The organism is Stenotrophomonas testudinis, assembly GCF_024499815.1.
Classification (GTDB): Bacteria; Pseudomonadota; Gammaproteobacteria; order Xanthomonadales; family Xanthomonadaceae; genus Stenotrophomonas.
The window spans coordinates 1-19978 of the sequence record NZ_JAMOKY010000040.1 but is presented as its reverse complement, the minus strand read 5'-3'; the positions used below and the strand labels follow the sequence as shown (position 1 = coordinate 19978).

Below are 19978 nucleotides of genomic sequence, written 5' to 3'. Positions count from 1 at the left end.
GCCGTCAGCCGCACCACACCCGCGCGTTGCGGAACATGCGCATCCACGGCGAATCACCCTGCCACTCGGCCGGGGCCCAGCTCAGGTTGAGCGCACGCGGCGTGCGTTCCGGGTGCGGCATCATGATGGTGACGCGACCGTCGGTGCTGGTCAGGCCGGTGATGCCGTCCGGCGAACCGTTCGGGTTCAGCGGGTACTGGCTGGCGACGTTGCCGTTGCCGTCAACGTAGCGCAGCGCCACGCGGGCGGTGGCCTGGTCCACGGTGTTGTCGAACACGGCCTGGCCTTCGCCATGTGCCACCGCTACCTGCAGGCGCGAACCGGCCATGCCACGCAGCAGGATCGACGGCGACTCCACCACTTCCAGCAGCGCGGTGCGGGCTTCGAACTGCTCGCTGGCGTTGCGGCGGAACTGCGGCCAGTGCTCGGCACCGGGGATGATGTCCTTCAGCTGGCTCATCATCTGGCAGCCGTTGCACACGCCCAGGGCGAAGCTGTCCTCGCGGGCGAAGAACGCGCCGAAGGCATCACGCAGCGCGCTGCGCTCGAGGATCGAGGTCGCCCAGCCACGACCAGCACCGAGCACGTCGCCGTAGCTGAAGCCGCCACAGGCCACCAGGCCGGTGAACTCCTGCAGGGCGACGCGGCCTTCGATGAGGTCGCTCATATGCACGTCGTACGCGCGGAAGCCGGCACGTTCGAAGGCGTTGGCCATTTCGATCTGGCCGTTGACGCCCTGTTCGCGCAGCACGGCCACGCGCGGACGCGCGCCGGTGCTGATGAACGGCGCGGCCACGTCTTCGTTGAGGTCGAAGCTCAGCTTGGGCTTCAGGCCCGGCGCGTTGAACGCACGCGCCACCTCACGCTCGGCATCGGCGTTGGCCGGATTGTCGCGGCGTTTCTGCATCGCGTGGGTGACCGACCACCAGGCGTCGAACAGCGCTTCCCAGCGCCATTCGGCCAGGTTCTCGCCGCCCAGCGACACGCGCACCACCGGTGCGGTGGTCGGCTTGGCGATGCGCTGCGCGCACTCGATCAGTGCATGGCGCTCGACCAGGTCTGCGAAGGCCGCACGGTCTTCGCGGGCGATCTGCACCACCGCACCCAGTTCTTCGTTGAACAGGCTGCGGAAGGGATCATCGCCCCAGGCATCGAGGGTGATGTCCAGGCCGAGACGCGAGGTGAAGGCCATTTCGCACAGTGCGGCGAAGGCACCACCGTCGCTGCGGTCGTGGTAGGCCAGCAGCAGGCCGGCCTGGCGCGCATCGCGGATCAGTTCGAAGAAGCCACGCAGGCGCTGCGGGTCATCCAGGTCCGGGGCGGCACCGGCGAACGCCGGCAGGTCGCCGTGGTCGGCATGCACCTGGGCCAGGATCGAGCCGCCCAGACGCTGCTTGCCGGCACCGAGGCCGATCAGCCACAGCTCGCTGTCCACGTCGCGGTCGAGCAGCGGGGTGAGCTGCTGGCGCACGTCGGCGACCGGCGCGAACGCCGAGATGACCAGCGACACCGGCGACACGCTCTTGTGCGCTTCGCCCTGGTCGTGCCACTGCGCCTGCATCGACAGCGAGTCCTTCCCCACCGGAATGCTGATGTCCAGCTGCGGGCACAGTTCCATGCCCACGGCCTTCACCGCGTCGTACAGCAGCGCGTCTTCGCCCGGGTGGCCGGCAGCGGCCATCCAGTTCGCCGACAGCTTGATCTCATCCAGCGCATCGACCGGGGCCGCGCACAGGTTGGTCAGCGCTTCGCCCACGGCCATGCGTGCCGAAGCAGCGGCATCGAGCAGGGCCAGCGGGGTGCGCTCGCCCAGCGACATCGCTTCGCCGGCTACGCCGTCGAAGTCGGCCAGGGTGATGGCCGCATCGGCCACCGGCAGCTGCCACGGGCCGACCATCTGCTCGCGCGCGGTCAGGCCACCGACGCTGCGGTCACCGATGGTGACCAGGAAGTTCTTCGAGGCCACGGTCGGGTGCGCGAGCACGCGCAGGCCGGCTTCCTGCAGGTCCAGGGCACCGGTCTTCAGCGCCGGCCAGCGCGGGGCCGGCGGGTGCGCGGTGTCACGGTGCATCTTCGGCGGCTTGCCGAACAGCACGTCCATCGGCAGGTCGATCGGCGCATCGGCCGGGGTGTGGCCCGGCACGGCGCCGTAAGCCACGACCAGGTGTTCCTCGGCGGTGGCCACGCCAACGGCGGCGAACGGGCAACGCTCGCGGGCGCACAGCGCGGCGAACTCGGCCAGGCGCTCCTGGGCCACGCCCAGCACGTAACGTTCCTGCGATTCGTTGCACCACAGCTGCATCGGCGACAGCGACGGATCATCGGTGGGCACCTTGCCCAGGTCGATGACGCCGCCGACATTCGAGTCGTGCAGCAGTTCGGGGATGGCATTGGACAGGCCACCGGCACCGACGTCGTGGAAGAACTTGATCGGGTTGTTGGCGCCCATCGCCACGCAGCGGTCGATGACCTCCTGGCAGCGGCGCTCCATTTCCGGGTTGTCGCGCTGCACGCTGGCGAAGTCCAGGTCCTCGGCGCTTTCGCCGGAGGCCACCGAACTGGCGGCACCGCCACCGAGGCCGATCAGCATCGCCGGGCCACCGAGCACGATGACCGCATCACCGGCCTGCAGCTGGATCTTGTCGACCTGGATGCGGTCGATCGCGCCCAGGCCACCGGCCAGCATGATCGGCTTGTCGTAGGCGCGCACCAGATCGGCGCCTTCAGGCAGCTCGAAGCTGCGGAAATAGCCGAGCAGGTTCGGGCGGCCGAACTCGTTGTTGAACGCGGCGCCGCCGAGCGGACCGTCGGTCATGATTTCCAGCGCGGGTGCCATGCGCGGGTTCAGCGCGCGCGGCGCTTCCCACGGCTGCGGCAGCTCGGGAATGCGCAGGTGCGAGACCGAGAAACCGGACAGGCCGGCCTTCGGCTTGCCACCGCGGCCGGTCGCGCCCTCATCGCGGATCTCGCCACCGTTACCCGTAGAGGCGCCCGGGAACGGCGCGATCGCGGTCGGGTGGTTGTGCGTTTCCACCTTGATCTGGAAGGCGCTGGGCACCTGCGGTTCGCGGCGGTACTCGCCACTGGCCGGATCGGGGCGGTAGCGCGAGGCCAAGTGGCCTTCGATCACCGCGGCATTGTCGCTGTACGCGCTGAGCGTGTGCTGCGGGGTCTGCTGGTGGGTGTTCTTGATCATCCGGAACAGCGAACGGTCCTGTTCCTGGCCGTCGATGGTCCAGCTGGCGTTGAAGATCTTGTGGCGGCAGTGCTCGGAGTTGGCCTGCGCGAACATCATCAGTTCGACATCGGACGGCGAGCGGCCCAGCGAGGTGAAGCGTTCGCGCAGGTAGTCGATCTCGTCCTGGGCCATGGCCAGGCCGAGGCGCTGGTTGGCGGCCTCCAGCTGGTCCACCGGCACGCGTTCCAGTTCACCCCGCGCCGGGGTGGTGAACAGGGCCTGGCCCTGGTCGACGGTGTCCAGCACCGACTGGGTCATCGGGTCATGCAGGGCCTTGACCAGCGCCTGCTGGGCGGCGGCGTCGGTCGGCCAGCCCTGCACGTCGATGCGCAGGCCGCGCTCGACCCGGCTGACCGGCTGGCCGGCACCGCGGACCAGTTCGGTGGCCTTGCTGGACCAGGGCGACAGGGTGCCCAGGCGGGGCACGACGATGCGGCTGACGGCGCCGTCGGCGATGGCCTCGGCCTGCGGCTGGGCTTCCAGGATGCGGCACAGCGTGGCCACGTCGGGGGCGGCCGTGCCTTCGGGCTGGACGAAGTAGACGTGCCAGGCACCGCTTATGCGCAGGGAGGGAGCGATGGACTGCAGGCGGGATTCAAGGCGTTCGCGGCGGAACAGCGACAGGGCGGGCGCGCCCTCGAGGACCATCATGTCCGGGGAACCGTAGTTGGGAAACGGGCCCGACATTGTACCGGAACCGGGGGGAGGGCTTTGGCCGGGCGGCGCCCGGCACCCGCAGAGGCCAGGGCAACGGCCAGAGCCAGAGCAACAGCCAGAGCAACAGCGGTCCTGGACTGCTGCGGGTTGGGCGGGGCGGTGTGGGCTTGCAGGACACGCCGTAAACCCGTCCATGGGGGCTCGTAGGCGCCATCCATGGCGCCTGCGGTCCTGCAAGCCCACACCACCCCACCCCTGACAGGTCCACGCGGCTGTTGGTAGGTGTCGACCTTGGTCGACACGGCCATGCGTGGATGCCGCCCGGTGCCGCTGGCCGGCAACGGGGAAGCAGATCAGAAGCAGGAAATGAGGCATCAGGAGCGAAGCGACCGGCGTTTGCTTTTGAATTTTTCTTTTGTCTTTCGTGGCTGGCGCGCGCAGGAACCTGTCCGTGGCCGGGCGGGTGGGTTGCGCAGGGGCGCAGGCGCCATGGATGGCGCCTACGAGCTTACATGACGTACTTGCAGCGTCCCCTGCGCAACCCACCCGCCCGGCCCTCCCACAGAAATCCGCTCTTCGCGGAAATTCCCAGCCACGAGGGGGCTCCGCCGATGGCAGCCAACCGCGCGCAAGCGCCGCTCTTAGCCGGAATGCCGGAACCATGCACTCGTTCACGGATTGCCACGGCAATTGATGACAACGTTGTCCCTACTTGGCCCCGGACTCTCTCCCCGGTCAGCCAGGTACCCCGTCCGCCCCCACCGTCGCCCCTCTCCCGGGCGACGTCCGGACCTGCGTCACGCGCGGCGCCATCCGGCCCGCGCGCCACCGGAAGTCGGAGACACACCATGTACGACAAGCTTGTGCAGAGTGCCGATGTACGCAGTGCCGAACGTTCCTCCCGCTCACCCCGCCCGCGCCGCCTGGCCTGGCTGCTGGCCCTCGCCGCCGGGGCGACCGCCCTGCCCGGCCTGGCCCAGGCCGCCAGCTGTGCCGGCGTGGCGCAGTGGGACCAGGCCAAAATCTACCGGGGCGGCGACACCCTGCAGAAGGGAGGCGTCCTCTATCGGGCGAACCAGGACATCTGGAACGCACCGCCGGACCATCCGGCCGGCGCGCCCTACTACACCAACCTCGGCGCCTGTGATGGCAGCGGCGTCAACCAGCCGCCCGTGGTCAGCCTGACTTCGCCGGCCAACGGCGCCACCTTCAGCGCCGGCAGCACGGTCACCGTCAGCGCCACGGCCAGCGACCCGGATGGCAGCGTCAGCAAGGTCGAGTTCTTCCGCGATGGCAGCTCGATCGGCGTCGACACCAGCACGCCCTACAGCGCCAGCTGGGCCAACGCCAGCGCCGGCAGCCACACCTTGCGCGCGGTGGCCACCGACAACAACAACGCCACCACAAGCACGCCCACCGTCACCATCACCGTCAACGCGGCCAGCGGCGATACCACCGCGCCCAGCGTGCCCGGCGGCCTCGCCGTGGGCACCCGCACCGCCAGCAGCATCGCGCTGAGCTGGAGCCCGTCCACCGACAACACCGGCGGCAGCGGCCTGGCCGGCTACGATGTGTACCGCAACGGCAGCCTGGTCGGCTCGCCATCCAGCGCCAGCTACGTCGATGGTGGCCTGAGCGCCTCGACCACCTACCGCTACCGCGTACGCGCCCGCGACAACGCCGGCAACGCCTCGGCACAGGGCACCGAGCTAAGCGCCACCACGCTGGCCGGTGACGGTGGCGGCACCGGCAAGCGGGTCATCGGCTACTTCACCCAATGGGGCATCTACGGCCGCAACTACCGGGTGAAGAACATCGACAGCAGCGGCTCGGCCGCGCGCCTGACCCACATCAACTACGCCTTCGGCAACGTGCGCAACAACCGCTGCGAAGTGGGCATCACCCAAGCGTCGGACCCCAACACCGGCGCCGGCGGCGATGCGTTCGCCGATTACAGCAAGGCCTTCGGCGCGGGTGAGAGCGTGAGCGGCGGCGCCGATACCTGGGACCAGCCGCTGCGCGGCAACTGGAACCAGCTCAAGCAGCTCAAGGCCAAGTACCCGAACCTGAAGGTGCTGATCTCGCTGGGCGGCTGGACCTGGTCACGCGGCTTCTCCAGCGCAGCACGGCCGGAAAACCGCCAGGCCTTCGTCGCCTCCTGCATCGATGCCTACATCAAGGGCAACCTGCCGGTGACCGACGGTGCCGGTGGTGCCGGCGCGGCGCTGGGCGTGTTCGACGGCATCGACATCGACTGGGAATACCCGGTGGCCTGCGGCATCGAATGTGGCAAGCCGGAGGACAACGCCAACTTCACCGCGCTGATGGCCGAGTTCCGCCGCCAGCTCGATGCGGTGCGGCCGGGCCTGCTGCTGACGGTGGCGGTGGGTGCAGGCATCGACAAGATCCGCGTCACCGACCCGGCGGCGTACCACCCGTACCTGGACTACATCAACGTGATGACCTACGACTTCCACGGTGCGTGGGATGCGAAGACCAATCACCAGTCGGCGTTGTTCGATTCGCCGAATGATCCGTCCACCGGCGACCAGAAGCTGTACAACAGCAACGACGCCATCGAGGCCTTCATCAGCCGCGGCGTGCCTGCGGCCAAGCTCAACCTGGGCATCGGCTACTACGGTCGTGGCTGGACCGGGGTGGCCAGCGGCAACAATGGCATGTACCAGACCGCCGGCGGCGCCGCACCGGGCACCTACGAGGCCGGCATCGAAGACTGGAAGGTGCTGAAGAACCTGGCCTGGCAGGGCTATACCGACAACACCGCCGGTGCCACCTGGATCTACAACGGCAGCACGCTGTGGAGCTTCGACACCCCGGCCAACATCACCCGCAAGATGGGCTATGTGAAAACGCAGGGCCTGGGTGGTGCGTTTGTCTGGGAGTTCAGTGGTGACGATGCGCAGGGCACGCTGACCAAGGCGGTCAGTGATGGCCTGAAATAAGCAAAAACGCCGGGGACGCACCGCGTCCCCGGCTTTCCCCATGGATTCAACATCCGCCGGGCATGGCCCGGCGCTACCCGGCCATCCCACGGTAGTGCGGGGCCATGCCCGGCGACATTACGGTCAGCGCTTGGCGGACAGCTTTTCCAGCGCTGCACGCAGCTGCGCCGGCGGCAGGTAGCCACCCAGCTGGGTGCCATCGGCCGCGAAGATCGCCGGCGTGCCGTTGACGCCCAGCTGCTGGCCCAGCGCGTACTGCATGGCCACCGGGTTGGTGCAGTTCTTCGCCGGCACGCTGTCGCCACGCTTGGCGTTGGTGAGTGCCTGGCGACGATCGGCGGCGCACCAGACCGAGATCATGTCGACGTAGTCCTTGCTGCCCAGGCCCATGCGCGGGAAGGCGAGGTATTCCACCGAAATGCCGTTGCGGTTGAGCTCGGCGATGTCCTGGTGCAGCTTGCGGCAGTAACCGCACTCGATATCGGTGAACACGCTGATGGTGTACTTCGCATTGGGCGCGGCAAACACGATGCGGTCACCGTGGTTGGCCTTGGCCAGCAGGTCGCGGCGGTAGCCGAGCAGCCCTTCGCTGTTGGCCGGGCCCTTGGCCTGGATATCGTAGGGCTGCGACTGGAACAGGTAGCGACCGTCGTCGGACACGTACAGCAGCTGGCCGGACACCAGCACTTCGCGGAAGCCCGGGAACGGCGCCGAGCCGATGTAATCCACCTTGGAGCCGGGGATGAGCGTGGCGAGTGCGGCGCGCACCGACTGTTCGGAGGCGCCGTTGGCGCCCGGGCTGGCCTTGGCGGCAGCGGCCGTCGGGGCCTTGGCGGCGGGCGGAGCCGGTTGGGCGCAGGCGGTCAGGCTGACCGCGCTGAACAGTGCAGCGATGGCAAATCGGAACATGGGCAATCCGCTGGGAATCAGACCCCGGATTCTGACACAGGCCCGTGTGACGGGCCGCGACCGTGCACACGCCCCGTGTGACGCCCCGTGCGGTCCATTCAGCCGCGTGGGTGATGCCGCGCGTGCAGCTTCTGCAGGTGTTCGCGCGCCACCAGGGTGTAGATCTGGGTCGTGGACAGTGAACTGTGGCCCAGCAGCATCTGCAGCGCGCGCAGGTCCGCGCCCCGGTTCAACAGGTGCGTGGCGAAGCTGTGGCGCAGGCCGTGCGGGCTGATCCGCGCCGGATCGATGCCGGCCACCTGCGCATGACGCTTGACCAGATGCCAGAACGCCTGCCGGGTCAGCGAATGCAGGCTCGGCTCGATGAACAACGGCGTCTGCCCATCGGCCAGCGCGTGCACCTTGCCCTTGCCCACCAGCTGCGGCCGCGACTGCTGCAGGTAGCGTTCCAGCCAGTGCTGCGATTCCTCGCCCAGCGGCACCAGGCGTTCCTTGCTGCCCTTGCCGGTCACCCGCAGCACGCCCTGGCGCAGGTTGACCGCAGTGGCCGGCAGCAGCACCAGCTCACTCACGCGCAGGCCGGCGGCGTACATCAGTTCCAGCATGGCGCGGTCGCGCAGGCCCAGCGGGCTGTCGATGTCCGGCGCGGCCAGCAGGGCGTCGATCTGGCTTTCGGCCAGCGCCTTGGGCAGCAGCCGGGGCAGCTTGGGCGGGTCCAGCAGCGCGCTGGGGTCTTCGTTGCGCTCGCCGCGGCGCACGCCATCGGCGAAGAACGCGCGCAGCGCCGACAGCAGGCGCGCGTTGCTGCGCGGCGACCAGCCATGGCGGGTGCGCCAAGCCAGGTAATCGAACAGGCCCGGGCGTTCGATGCCGGCCAGGCCGCCCTCGCGGCCATCCATCCAGCGCGCGAGCCCTTCCAGGTCACGCCGGTAGCTGTCCAGGGTGGCGCGGGCCAGGCCGTTCTCGGCCCAGATCGCATCGAGGAAGCGCTGGATGCGCACGCTGTCGTCGGCGCGCAGTTCCGGCAGCTGGGTGACCAGTTGGCGGCGTTCGGCAGGGGTGGAAATGACGGCCATGCGTGCAGGATACGAGGACCACTGCGGGCGCGGCCAGCTTTGCGTATGCTCGGCGCATGTCCCGCCCTGCCACCGACACGGCCACTGCGGCCGCCACCGAAACGCCCCGCCCGCGTGCGCTGCTGCCGTGGCGCGTGCTGGCCATGGTCTATGACGCGTTGCCGGTGCTGGCGCTGTGGATGCTGGCCGGCACGCTGTTCACCCTGGCCTACACCTTCAGCGGCCATGCGCAGCGCGAGAACATCGCGCCCTTCAGCGCCTGGCAGTGGCTGCTGTGGGCGGTGTGCTGGGCGGTGACCGGGTGGTACGCCACGGCCAGCTGGCGCCGCGGCGGGCAGACCCTGGGCATGCGGCCGTGGCGGCTGAAGCTGGAATCACGTGATGGCACGCCGCTGCGGCGCCGCCAGCTGTGGCTGCGCTACGCGGTGGCCACGCTGTCGCTGCTGCTGGGCGGGCTGGGCTTCTGGTGGGCGTGGCTGGACCGGCAGCGCCTGACCTGGCACGACCGCGCCAGCGGCACCCGCGTGGTGCGGATGCCGAAGCGCTGAGAAAACCCGCCGGGCATGGCCGGGCGCTACCTGCGCCGGAACAGCCAGCCGGATACCGCCAGCATCACGATGGGTGGCAACGCGTAGGCAATGCGGTAATCGAATTTCAGCGCACCGGCCATGCGCCCGAAGAACAGCTGCAGCAGCCAGAAGCCCAGCGCGAACAGGATGCCCAGGAACAGGCGCTTGCCCATGCCGCCGCTGCGCAGCGAACCGAACGCGAACGGCACGGCGGCCAGGCACAGCGCCAGCACGTTCAACGGGTAGAACCAGCGGCTCCAGTAGATATCCTCGAAATCGCGGGCATCCAGGCCGTTGCGCTCGCGGTATTCGATGCTGGTGCTCAACTCGCTCAACTTCAGGTTGCGCGGCTTGGAGATGCCGGTCGCCAGCGCGCCGGCATCCAGCTTGGAATCCCAGGGCTCGCGTGCGGCTTCTTCGCGGGTCGCGCCACGCTCGGCGAAGGTGTCACGCTTGACCCCGGTGAGCACCCAGCCGTCCTTGTCGTGCTCGGCGGTGGCGGCGTGGGTCAGCGAGGCGATGTTGCCGTCCTCGGCGATGCGGTACAGGCGCACGTCGCGCAGAATCAGCCGTGTGCCCTTGTCACCGACCAGCTGCTCTTCGCCGCTGGCGGCGTTGAGGAAGGTGTCCCCCTCGCGTGCCCACAGGCCCGAATAGCGGGCCGTGGTCGCATTGGTGCCCCACTTGGCGCTCATCTTCAGCGCGTCGGCGCGGTTCTGGCCCCACGGCCCGAGGGTCTCGGCACTGATCACCATCAGGCCGGTCAGCAGCGAAAGGGCAATCGCCACCGAGACACTGAGGCGCTTGCGCGACAGGCCCAGCGCGCGCAGCGCGGTCAGCTCGGAGGTGGCGGCCAGCTGGCCCAGGCCCATCAGTGCGCCGATCACCGCGGCGGTCGGGAAGAAGGTGTAGGCCCGGCGCGGCACGGTGTACAGCACCCAGGCCGCGGCATGGCCCAGCGAATAGCCGTTCTTGCCGATGTCCTTGAACTCTCCGGAGAAGGCCATCACCACGTCCAGGCCGGTCAGCACCGCCCAGGTGAGCAGCACGGTGGTGAACACCGCACGGCCCAGGTAGAAATCGAAACGCATCGGTCGCAGCTTCATGCGCGGGCTCCCTTCGGGCGCGCCAGGCGGCCATCGCGGAAATACATCCACAGCGCGAAGCCAAGCAGCGGCAGGGTCAGCCACCACAGGCCGACGGCAGGCGGAATCCTGCCGTTGGCGATCCAGCCACTGCCGATGAACATGAGGTTGGTGCCGACCATGTAGGCCAGCAGGGCCAGCATCATCCGGCCATAGCGCTGCTGGCGCGGCGAGCTGCGGCCCAGCGGCACGGTCAGCAGGGCGAAGGCCAGGGCAATCAGCGGCGGGGCGATGCGGCGGTGCAGCTGGGCCTTGGCCTCGGCGCGGTCGTCACCCAGCAGCTGCAGGGTCGGCATCAGTTCGGGGTCATCCTCGTCCTTGGCCTGGGCACCGTCGGGCAGGGCCACGTCATTGCGGGCGAAGGTCGCCAGGCGGTAATCCAGCGCGCCGGCCAGCGGGCCCTCCACCTGGTGGCCATCGTCCAGCTCCAGGAAGCGCTGCTGCTTGCCTTCGAAGAACATGCGGCCGCCGGCGGCGGAGACCACCTCCAGGCGGTCATCCTTCTGCCGCTGCAGGAACACCCGGCCCAGCTTCGTGCCATCGGGCGAGATCGAGGACAGGTAGACCACCCCGCCATTGGGCAGCGAGGTAAAGCGGCCCGGCTCCAGGCCGGCCATCAGCACGCTGCGGTTGGCGTCCTGGATCATCTGCTCGGCGGTGCGGCCGGCCCAGGGGCCAAGCCACAGCGAGCACGCGCCGACCAGCACCACCACCGGCACCACCAGCATCAGCAGCGGCCGCAGCAGGCGCTTGGGCCCCACGCCAATGGCGGTGATGACCGCCATTTCCGAATCGCGGTACAGGCGGGCGATGGACAGCAGCAGGCCCAGCATCAGTGCCAGTGGCAGGATCAGCGGCATGTAGGCGATGAACTGCAGGCCCAGCTGCGAGAACAGCAGCTTGGCCGGCAGCCGTCCGTCGGCGATGTTGCCGAGGATGTCCACCAGCACGCCGCCCACGCTGACCACCAGCAGGACGATCAGGGTAGCCAGGAAACTCTGGACGAAATCGCCCAGCAGGTATCGGTCGAGCTTCAGCATGGGGCGGTGGTTTAAACTCTGGGGTTCGTTCGCGGTGCCGCCCAGTCTACTGTCTGGGCGTAAACGGCCTGCGATTGTACGGACTCGCCAATGGAATCTGCTCAATGGCCCTCGAATTCACCCTGAACCACCTCGCGCCGGCCGCCGCCGGCGTCGACTGCCTGGTCGTCGGCGCCTATGCCGACCACTCCCTGACCCCGGCCGCCCAGGCCCTGGACGCCGCCAGCGGTGGCCGCCTGGCCGCCCTGGCCCAGCGCGGCGACCTGTCCGGCAAGACCGGCGCCACCACCCTGCTGCATGACCTGCCGGGCGTCAGCGCCCCGCGCGTGCTGGTGGTCGGCCTGGGCGAAGCCGCCCGTTTCGGCGTCCCGCAGTACCTGAAGGCCGTCGGCGACGCCGTGCGCGCGCTCAAGGCCGGCGCCGCCCGCAGCGCGCTGTTCACCCTGTCCGAAGTGGCCGTGAAGGACCGCGACGCGGCCTGGGCGATCCGCCAGGCGGTGATCGCCGCCGACCACGCCGCCTACCGCTACACCGCCACCCTGGGCAAGAAGAAGGCCGATGACGCCGGCCTGGCCCAGCTGGCCATCGCCGGTGACGACGCCCAGGCCCTGGCCCAGGGCCAGGCCATCGCTGCCGGAGTCGAGTTCGCCCGCGAGCTGGGCAACCTGCCGCCGAACTACTGCACCCCGGCCTACCTGGCTGAAGTGGGCGTGAAGTTCGCCGGCGAGCACGACGGCGCCGAAGCCGAGATCCTCGATGAGCACCAGATGGAAGCATTGGGCATGGGCTCGCTGCTGGCCGTGGCCCGTGGTTCGGCCAACCGCCCGCGCCTGGTCGTGCTGAAGTGGTCCGGTGGCGGCGACGCCAAGCCGTACGTGCTGGTCGGCAAGGGCATCACCTTCGATACCGGTGGCGTGAACCTGAAGACCCAGGGCGGCATCGAGGAGATGAAGTACGACATGTGCGGTGGCGCCAACGTCATCGGCACCTTCGTCGCCGCCGTGAAGGCCAAGCTGCCGCTGAACCTGGTGGTGGTCGTGCCGGCGGTGGAAAACGCCATCGACGGCAACGCGTACCGTCCGTCCGACGTGATCACCTCGATGTCGGGCAAGACCATCGAAGTCGGCAACACCGACGCCGAAGGCCGCCTGATCCTGTGCGACGCGCTGACCTATGCGCAGCGCTTCGAGCCGGCCGCGCTGGTCGACGTGGCCACCCTGACCGGTGCCTGCATGGTTGCCCTGGGCCACCAGACCGCCGGCCTGATGAGCAAGCACGACGACCTGGCCAACGAGCTGCTGGCCGCCGGCGAGCACGTGTTCGACCGCGCCTGGCGCCTGCCGCTGTGGGATGAGTACCAGCCGATGCTGGATTCCAGCTTCGCTGACGTCTACAACATCGGCGGCCGCTGGGCCGGCGCCATCACCGCCGGCTGCTTCCTGTCGCGCTTCGCCGAAGGCCAGCGCTGGGCCCACCTGGACATCGCCGGCGTGGCCAGCGACGAAGGCAAGCGTGGCATGGCCACCGGCCGCCCGGTCGGCCTGCTGAGCCAGTGGCTGCTGGACCAGGTCGCCCGCGCCTGATGCCGTACCTGCCCCTGGCCGGCGCCCGCCGGCCGGGGCATCCTCCGGCCTGCCCCCGCCCGGCACGCCGGGCCCCTGCCCGACCCGGACCCTGCCATGCCCCGCGCTGATTTCTACCTGATCGCCAAGCGCCGTTTCCTGACCGAGCCGCTGCGCCTGGTCTGCGAACTGGCGCGCAAGGCCAACGATGCCGGGCTGCCCGCCCTGGTGCTGGCCCGCGACCAGGCCCAGGCCGAAGAGCTGGACGAACTGCTCTGGTCGTTCGACGAGGATGCCTACATCCCGCACCAGATCGTCGGCGAGGACGTGGACGAGGAAGAGGCCGTGGTGCTGATTTCCATCCCGGGGGACGAGGCGCCGATGCGCCCGCTGGTGATCAACCTGCGCGACGAACCCTGGCTGGGCCAGTGCGAGCGCGTGCTGGAAGTGGTGCCGGCCGACCCGGAAGCGCGCGAACCGCTGCGCGAACGCTGGCGCCAGTACAAGACCGCCGGCTACGACCTGAACAAGCACGACATGTGAGCGCGGCGTGGCCCCCTTGATGGGCCGCCCCACTGCCCTGATCCTTCAACGATTACCTCCTGGTTCCCCCGCATGACCCAACTCGCCTCCAGCTACGACCCGAAGTCCTTCGAGACCGACCTCTACAAGACCTGGGAGGACGCCGGCCATTTCAAGCCGTCCGGCAAGGGCGAGCCGTACACCATCCTGCTGCCGCCGCCGAACGTGACCGGCACCCTGCACATGGGCCACGCGTTCCAGCAGACGCTGATGGATGCGCTGGTGCGCTACCACCGCATGCGCGGCTACGACACGCTGTGGCAGGTCGGTACCGACCACGCCGGCATCGCCACCGAAATGGTGGTCAGCCGCAACCTGGCGCTGGAAGGCAAGGGCGAGACCCGCGATTCGCTGGGCCGCGAAGGCTTCATCGGCAAGGTGTGGGAGTGGAAGCAGCAGTCCGGTGACATCATCGAGCGGCAGATGCGCCGCCTGGGCACCTCGGCCGACTGGTCGCGCAGCACCTTCACCATGGACCCGCAGCCGTCCGAAGCGGTGATCGAGGCCTTCGTGCGCTGGCACGAGCAGGGCCTCATCTACCGCGGCCAGCGCCTGGTCAACTGGGATCCGGTGCTGAAGACCGCGATCTCGGACCTGGAAGTGGAGAGCGCCGAGGAAGACGGTTTCCTGTGGTCGATCGCCTACACGCTGGATGAAGGCCTGAGCTACGAGCACGTCGAGCGCGATGCCGACGGCGTGGAAACCCTGCGCGAAACCCGCGATTACCTGGTCGTGGCCACCACCCGCCCGGAAACCCTGCTGGGCGATACCGCGGTGATGGTGCACCCGGAAGACGAGCGCTATGCGCACCTGATCGGCAAGAGCGTGGTGCTGCCGCTGACCGGCCGTCGCGTGCCGGTGATCGCCGATGACTATGTCGATCGCGCATTCGGTACCGGCGTGGTCAAGGTCACCCCGGCGCACGATTTCAACGATTACCAGGTGGGCGTGCGCCACAGCCTGCCGATGATCAACCTGTTCACACCGGTGGCGGCGCTGAATGAAAACGCGCCCGAACGCTTCCAGGGCATGGACCGCTACGAAGCGCGCAAGGCCGTGCTGGGCGAACTGGAAGACCTGGGCATCCTGGTCGAGACCAAGGCGCACAAGCTGCAGGTGCCGCGCGGCGACCGCACCGGCCAGGTGATCGAGCCCTACCTGACCGACCAGTGGTTCGTGAAGATGGACGAGCTGGCGCGTCGTGGCCTGGAGCTCGTGGAGAACGGTTCGATCGCCTTCGTGCCGCCGAACTGGATCAACACCTACCGCCACTGGATGAACAACATCCAGGACTGGTGCATCAGCCGCCAGCTGTGGTGGGGCCACCGCATTCCGGCGTGGTTCGATGCCGCCACCGGCAGCTGCTACGTCGGCCGCAGCGAAGGCGAAGTGCGCGCAAAGAACAACCTCGGCAGCGACGTGGTGCTGAGCCAGGAAAGCGACGTGCTGGAAACCTGGTTCTCCTCGCAGATCTGGCCGTTCTCCACCCTGGGCTGGCCGAATGCCCAGGCCATGGCCGAGCGTGGCTTCGACCGTTACCTGCCGTCGTCGGTGCTGGTCACCGGTTTCGACATCATCTTCTTCTGGGTGGCCCGCATGATCATGGCCACCGACAATCTGACCGGGAAGATCCCGTTCAAGGACGTTTACTTCACCGGCCTGATCCGCGACGGCCAGGGCCAGAAGATGTCCAAGAGCAAGGGCAACGTGCTTGATCCGCTGGACATCATCGACGGCATCAGCATCGACGACCTGGTCGCCAAGCGCACCGGCGGCCTGATGCAGCCGAAGATGGTGGAGAAGATCGAGAAGGCCACCCGCAAGGAATTCCCGGACGGTATCGCCGCCCACGGTGCCGATGCGCTGCGCTTCACCATCGCCGCGCTGGCCACCCACGGCCGCGACATCAAGTTCGACATGAACCGCGCCGAGGGCTACAAGAACTTCTGCAACAAGCTGTGGAACGCCAGCCGCTTCACCCTGATGAACACCGAGGGTGCCGCGTTCAACGGCGTGCCGCAGCCGCGCACCGATGCCGAGCGCTGGATCCTGGCGCGCCTGGCCGCGGTCTCCGCCGAGGCACAGGGCCACTACGCCAACTACCGCTTCGACCTGCTGGCGCAGTGCCTGTATGAGTTCGCCTGGAACGAGTTCTGCGACTGGTTCCTGGAACTGAGCAAGCCGGCACTGAACGGTGGCGACGCGGCCGACGCCGACAGCACCCGCCACACCCTGCTGTACGTGCTGGAAGCGCTGCTGCGCCTGCTGCACCCGCTCACCCCGTTCATTACCGAACAGCTGTGGCAGCAGCTGGCCCCGCGCCTGGGCCTGGCCGAAACCACGCTGTCGCTGCGCCCGTACCCGACCGCCGACGAGTTCGCCGGTGATTTCGCCCAGGCCGAGGCCGACGTGGAATGGCTGAAGGCCGTGATCAGCGCCGTGCGCCGCGTGCGCAGTGAACTGAACGTGGCCCCGTCCAAGCTGGTGCCGCTGCGCCTTCAGGCCGGCCTCGCACTGGACCGCGTGCGCATCGAACGCTTCAGCGCCTCGCTGTCGTTCCTGCTGAAGCTGGACAGCATCCAGTGGCTGGGCGAAGGCGAAAGCGCCCCGCCGGCCGCCGCCGCGATCGTGGGCGAGCTGAAGCTGCTGGTGCCGCTGGAAGGCCTGGTTGATCTCGACGCCGAGCGTGCGCGCCTGGACAAGGAGATCAAGCGCGTGGAAAGCGAGAAGGAAAAGAGCGAGGCCAAGTTGGCCAAGTTCACCGACAAGGTGCCGCCGGCCGTGGTCGAGCAGGAGCGCGTGCGCCTGGTCGACTGGAACACCCAGCTGGCCGGTCTGCAGGAACAGCGCGCGAAGCTGTAACGCCTGTGGTCCGGGTGCCAACCAAGGTTGGCATCTACCAACGCGGTATCGGAAACGCCGGGCATTGCCCGGCGTTTCCATTCTGCCCCGTGGCATCATCGGGCGATGCCGCTTTCCCTCTTCCTGCTGGTCCTGGCCGCTGCTGCCCTGCATGCCAGCTGGAACGCGATCGTCAAACGCGGGCCGGACAAGTTTCTCGGCACCGTGCTGGTGACCGGCAGCGCCGCGCTGCTGTCGGCTGCCGCCCTGCCCTTCCTGCCCATGCCCGCGGCGGACAGCTGGCCGTGGCTGGCGGCGTCGGTGCTGCTGCAGGTGACCTATTACGGTCTGGTCGCACGCTGCTACCAGCAGGTGGACATGAGCCTGGCCTACCCGCTGATGCGCGGTTGCGCGCCGATCCTGGTCGCATTGGCCGGCAGCCTGTTCGGCCAGTCGTTGCCGCCAGCGGCGTGGCTGGGCGTGGTCCTGGTCAGCACCGGCATCCTGTGCATGGCGCTGGGCGCACGCCGCGGCCAGCTCGGCCTGCCGCTGCTGACGGCGCTGATGATCGCCACCTACACGCTGGTCGATGCACAGGGCGCACGCCAGTCCGGCAGTGCGCTGGCCTATACGCTGTGGCTGTTCCTGCTGTCAGGCCTCCCGCTGCCGGCATGGGCGCTGTACACCCGACGTGGCGCAGTGCTGGCCTACGCGCGCCAGCATTGGCCGCTGGGGCTGGCAGGTGGCTTCGGCACCACCGCGTCCTATGCGATGGCGCTGTGGGCGATGACCCAGGTCCCGGTGGCGATGGTGTCGGCGCTGCGCGAATCGTCGATCCTGTTCGCGCTGCTGATCTCGGTGTTCGTGCTGCGCGAACGCGTGCCACGGGTGCGCTGGCTGGCAGCGGCATTGATCGTGGCTGGCGTGCTGGCGCTGCGTTTGACACCACGGTAGCGCCGGGCCATGCCCGGCGAGCGCAGCGGTAAACCGTCTCCGTTACAGCGGCGGCATCGTCTGCAGGTCGTCGTTGACCAGCTCGATCGCCATCACCAGCGCATCCTCGCGACCGTTGGCGGCCGGGTAATAGCGCGGGCGGCGGCCGATCTCGTTGAACCCTTCGCTGTGGTACAGCGCCAGCGCCGGGGTATTGGACGGCCGCACTTCCAGGAACACGCGCTGCGCGCCGCGGTCAACGGCCAGGCGCACCAGTGCGCGCATCAGCTGCCGGCCGAGGCCGTGCGACTGCTCCAGCGGATCGATGCAGATGTTGAGCACGTGGGCCTCATCGGCGGCCAGGCTCAGCACGCCGTAGCCGATCAGCAGGCCGTCGCGTTCCATTGCCAGGCCGGGGTAGCCGGCGCGCAGGCAGTCGAGGAAGATGCCGCGGGTCCAAGGGTAGGGATAGCCACGCACCTCGATGGCCATCACCGCATTGAGGTCGCTTTCGCGCAGGGCGCGCATCGATACCGGGCCCGGCCGGGCAACCGCGCTCACGGCGCGCCCCGCTTGCGCAGCGCGCGCAGCTGCGGCCACAGCGCACGCTTGGCCTTCGGATCGCGGCGCAGCTGTTCCAGCGGCCAGCTGTCCATCAGGGCCTGCGTGGCCGGGTCATTCGGGTTGCAGCCCGATGCGCGCAGCAGCGCGATCTGCAGGCGGTCAGGCAGGCGTACCGACGGCTGCCGGGCGTTGCCACTGGGCAGCGGCCGCGATGCGGCAGGCGCCGTATCCGGTGCAGCCACCGGGGTGGTCCGTACTGGCGGTGCCGGGCGTTCGTACGGGGCCGGCGCGCGTTCGGTCGGCGCATCAGTCTGGCGTTGCTGCTGCCGTGGCGCTTCACTGCGCGCCGGTGCGGCCGCGGCTTCGGCCTCGGCCACGCTCAGCTGCAGGGCCGCGTCCAGCTCGGCGGCCAGCTGGCCATCGTGGAAGACGGTGTAGCCCATGGCCTGCAGCCAGGCCTGCTGGGCCGGGGACCACAACACGGGCAGGTCCTCGCTCACGCCGCCTCGGGCTTCTTGCGCAGGCGCTGCAGGGCCCACATCACCGGGCCGGACAGCGCGTAGAGGATGCCCACCACGAACAGCACGCGCGGCAGGTCGATGACCGCGATGGCGATGGCGATCGGCACCAGCGCCAGCACCAGGAACGGCACACGGTCGGAACGGGTGCCCTTGGCGGCACCGCCCTTGAAGCTCCAGAAGCGGATGCGGCTGACCATCAGCAGGGCCGCGACCACGGTGACGGCCAGCGCGACGAAGCGCAGCTCGTTGCCATTCCAGCCCAGGCCGCCATCGGCGAAGGCCCAGACGAAGGACATCATCAGGCCGGCCGCGGCCGGGCTGGCCAGGCCGACGAACCAGCGCTTGTCGACCACCGCCACCTGGGTATTGAAGCGGGCCAGGCGCAGCGCCGCGCAGGCGGCATACAGGAAGGCCACCGCCCAGCCGAGGCGGCCAAGCAGTTCTCCGTCGTACTTCAGCTCCGATAGTGACCAGTGGTACATCACCAGCGCCGGGGCCATGCCGAAGCTGACCAGGTCGGCCAGCGAGTCGTACTGCACGCCGAACTCGCTGCTGGTGCCGGTCAGGCGCGCGACACGACCGTCCAGGCCATCCATCACCGCTGCCACGAACACGGCGATGCTGGCATTGACGAAATCGCCATTGGCCGCCGCGATGATCGCGTAGAAGCCGGAAAACAGGCCGGCGGTGGTGAACAGGTTGGGCAGCAGGTAAATCGTGCGCGAGCGCGGCGGCGGTGTGATCGGGTCCATGGAATCCAGTTTAATCGACTTGCCAGCCGTCGGCGGCAATGCTGCAATCGGCGTTCTACGCCCATTCTGCGGAGTTTGCCATGCGTGCCTTGTCCTGCCTGGGATGCCTGCTGCTGTTGGCCAGTGCCAACGCGGTGGCCGGACCTGTCTACAAGTGGAAGGATGCCAAGGGCGTGACCCAGTATTCGGAGACGCCGCCGGCCGGGGGCAAATACGAAACCCGGGAGCAGGCCCGCGGCACGCAGCCGGCCGCACCGGCCACCGCCGAGGCCGCGCCGGTACCAGAGCAGTGCAGCACCGCCCGCGCCAACGTGGCCCTGCTGGACGGCAGCGGGGAGGTCATGCAGGACACCGACGGGGACGGCAAGGCCGATACCGCGCTGACGCCGGAGCAGCGCAACGCGCAGAAGGGATTGGCTGAAGCGGCGATCAAGGCCTACTGCCCGCCGGCGGGTTAAGGGGCTTTTTTGGCAGGGCTTGCAGCCCTGCACCTGCTTGCAAGCCAAGGCAGCATCAACGTCAAAAGCTGGTTTCCTGTGGGTTGGCGGGGCGGTGTGGGCTTGCAGGGGGGGGGGGGGGGGGGGGGGGGGGGGGGGGGGGGGGGGGGGGGGGGGGGGGGGGGGGGG

General features: G+C 68.9%; 15 protein-coding genes. 7 read left to right on the top strand and 8 right to left on the bottom strand.

Annotation, left to right across the window (positions count from 1 at the left end):
• Positions 1–4: 4 nt before the first annotated feature.
• Positions 5–3889, bottom strand: coding sequence for a phosphoribosylformylglycinamidine synthase (gene purL, locus NQ204_RS16715; protein WP_256644461.1), 3885 nt, complete (start codon positions 3887–3889; stop codon positions 5–7).
• 854 nt (positions 3890–4743) lie between these two features.
• Between purL and NQ204_RS16710 the strand changes: the two genes are divergently transcribed.
• On the top strand, positions 4744–6858 hold the full coding sequence (locus NQ204_RS16710; protein ID WP_256644460.1) for a glycosyl hydrolase family 18 protein: 2115 nt from the start codon (positions 4744–4746) through the stop codon (positions 6856–6858).
• Between the two features lie 123 nt (positions 6859–6981).
• On the opposite strand, the gene NQ204_RS16705 is transcribed toward NQ204_RS16710, so the two are convergent.
• Together NQ204_RS16705 and xerD are read right to left on the bottom strand one after the other, a co-directional pair.
• Entirely contained in the window at positions 6982–7767 is a 786-nt protein-coding gene (locus NQ204_RS16705; protein WP_256644459.1) for a DsbC family protein, read from the bottom strand.
• 98 nt (positions 7768–7865) lie between these two features.
• Positions 7866–8843 (bottom strand): site-specific tyrosine recombinase XerD, encoded by a 978-nt coding sequence (gene xerD, locus NQ204_RS16700; RefSeq protein ID WP_256644458.1) that lies wholly within the window; start codon positions 8841–8843, stop codon positions 7866–7868.
• A gap of 56 nt (positions 8844–8899) precedes the next feature.
• Here xerD and NQ204_RS16695 point away from each other — a divergent pair, with 56 nt between their 5' ends.
• Positions 8900–9391: an RDD family protein gene (locus tag NQ204_RS16695; RefSeq protein WP_256644457.1), complete on the top strand. Its 492-nt coding sequence runs from the start codon at positions 8900–8902 to the stop codon at positions 9389–9391.
• 26 nt (positions 9392–9417) lie between these two features.
• On the opposite strand, the gene lptG is transcribed toward NQ204_RS16695, so the two are convergent.
• Together lptG and lptF are read right to left on the bottom strand one after the other, a co-directional pair.
• Positions 9418–10518: an LPS export ABC transporter permease LptG gene (gene lptG, locus NQ204_RS16690; protein ID WP_116864884.1), complete on the bottom strand. Its 1101-nt coding sequence runs from the start codon at positions 10516–10518 to the stop codon at positions 9418–9420.
• The gene (lptF, locus tag NQ204_RS16685; RefSeq protein ID WP_256644456.1) at positions 10515–11597 is read right to left on the bottom strand and encodes an LPS export ABC transporter permease LptF; all 1083 of its coding nucleotides are present in this window, start codon (positions 11595–11597) and stop codon (positions 10515–10517) included. Before lptF ends, lptG begins: the two co-directional genes overlap by 4 nt.
• Before the next feature lie 104 nt (positions 11598–11701).
• Between lptF and NQ204_RS16680 the strand changes: the two genes are divergently transcribed.
• The 4 genes from NQ204_RS16680 (at position 11702) to NQ204_RS16665 (ending at position 17536) form a co-directional block, all read left to right on the top strand.
• Positions 11702–13180 (top strand): leucyl aminopeptidase, encoded by a 1479-nt coding sequence (locus NQ204_RS16680; protein WP_116864882.1) that lies wholly within the window; start codon positions 11702–11704, stop codon positions 13178–13180.
• A gap of 96 nt (positions 13181–13276) precedes the next feature.
• On the top strand, positions 13277–13702 hold the full coding sequence (locus NQ204_RS16675) for a DNA polymerase III subunit chi (protein WP_256644455.1): 426 nt from the start codon (positions 13277–13279) through the stop codon (positions 13700–13702).
• A gap of 72 nt (positions 13703–13774) precedes the next feature.
• Positions 13775–16603 (top strand): valine--tRNA ligase, encoded by a 2829-nt coding sequence (locus NQ204_RS16670; protein ID WP_256644454.1) that lies wholly within the window; start codon positions 13775–13777, stop codon positions 16601–16603.
• A 105-nt stretch (positions 16604–16708) separates the two neighbouring features.
• The gene (locus NQ204_RS16665) at positions 16709–17536 is read left to right on the top strand and encodes an EamA family transporter (protein ID WP_256644453.1); all 828 of its coding nucleotides are present in this window, start codon (positions 16709–16711) and stop codon (positions 17534–17536) included.
• Between the two features lie 42 nt (positions 17537–17578).
• On the opposite strand, the gene rimI is transcribed toward NQ204_RS16665, so the two are convergent.
• The 3 genes from rimI to pssA are packed head-to-tail and all read right to left on the bottom strand — an operon-like array spanning position 17579 to position 19352.
• Entirely contained in the window at positions 17579–18076 is a 498-nt protein-coding gene (gene rimI, locus NQ204_RS16660) for a ribosomal protein S18-alanine N-acetyltransferase (RefSeq protein WP_116864890.1), read from the bottom strand.
• The gene (locus NQ204_RS16655) at positions 18073–18522 is read right to left on the bottom strand and encodes a hypothetical protein (RefSeq protein ID WP_256644470.1); all 450 of its coding nucleotides are present in this window, start codon (positions 18520–18522) and stop codon (positions 18073–18075) included. Before NQ204_RS16655 ends, rimI begins: the two co-directional genes overlap by 4 nt.
• A gap of 53 nt (positions 18523–18575) precedes the next feature.
• Entirely contained in the window at positions 18576–19352 is a 777-nt protein-coding gene (gene pssA / locus NQ204_RS16650) for a CDP-diacylglycerol--serine O-phosphatidyltransferase (protein WP_108767665.1), read from the bottom strand.
• A gap of 80 nt (positions 19353–19432) precedes the next feature.
• On the opposite strand from pssA, the gene NQ204_RS16645 reads away from it, so the two are divergent.
• On the top strand, positions 19433–19810 hold the full coding sequence (locus tag NQ204_RS16645) for a DUF4124 domain-containing protein (RefSeq protein ID WP_116864889.1): 378 nt from the start codon (positions 19433–19435) through the stop codon (positions 19808–19810).
• Positions 19811–19978: the final 168 nt, after the last annotated feature.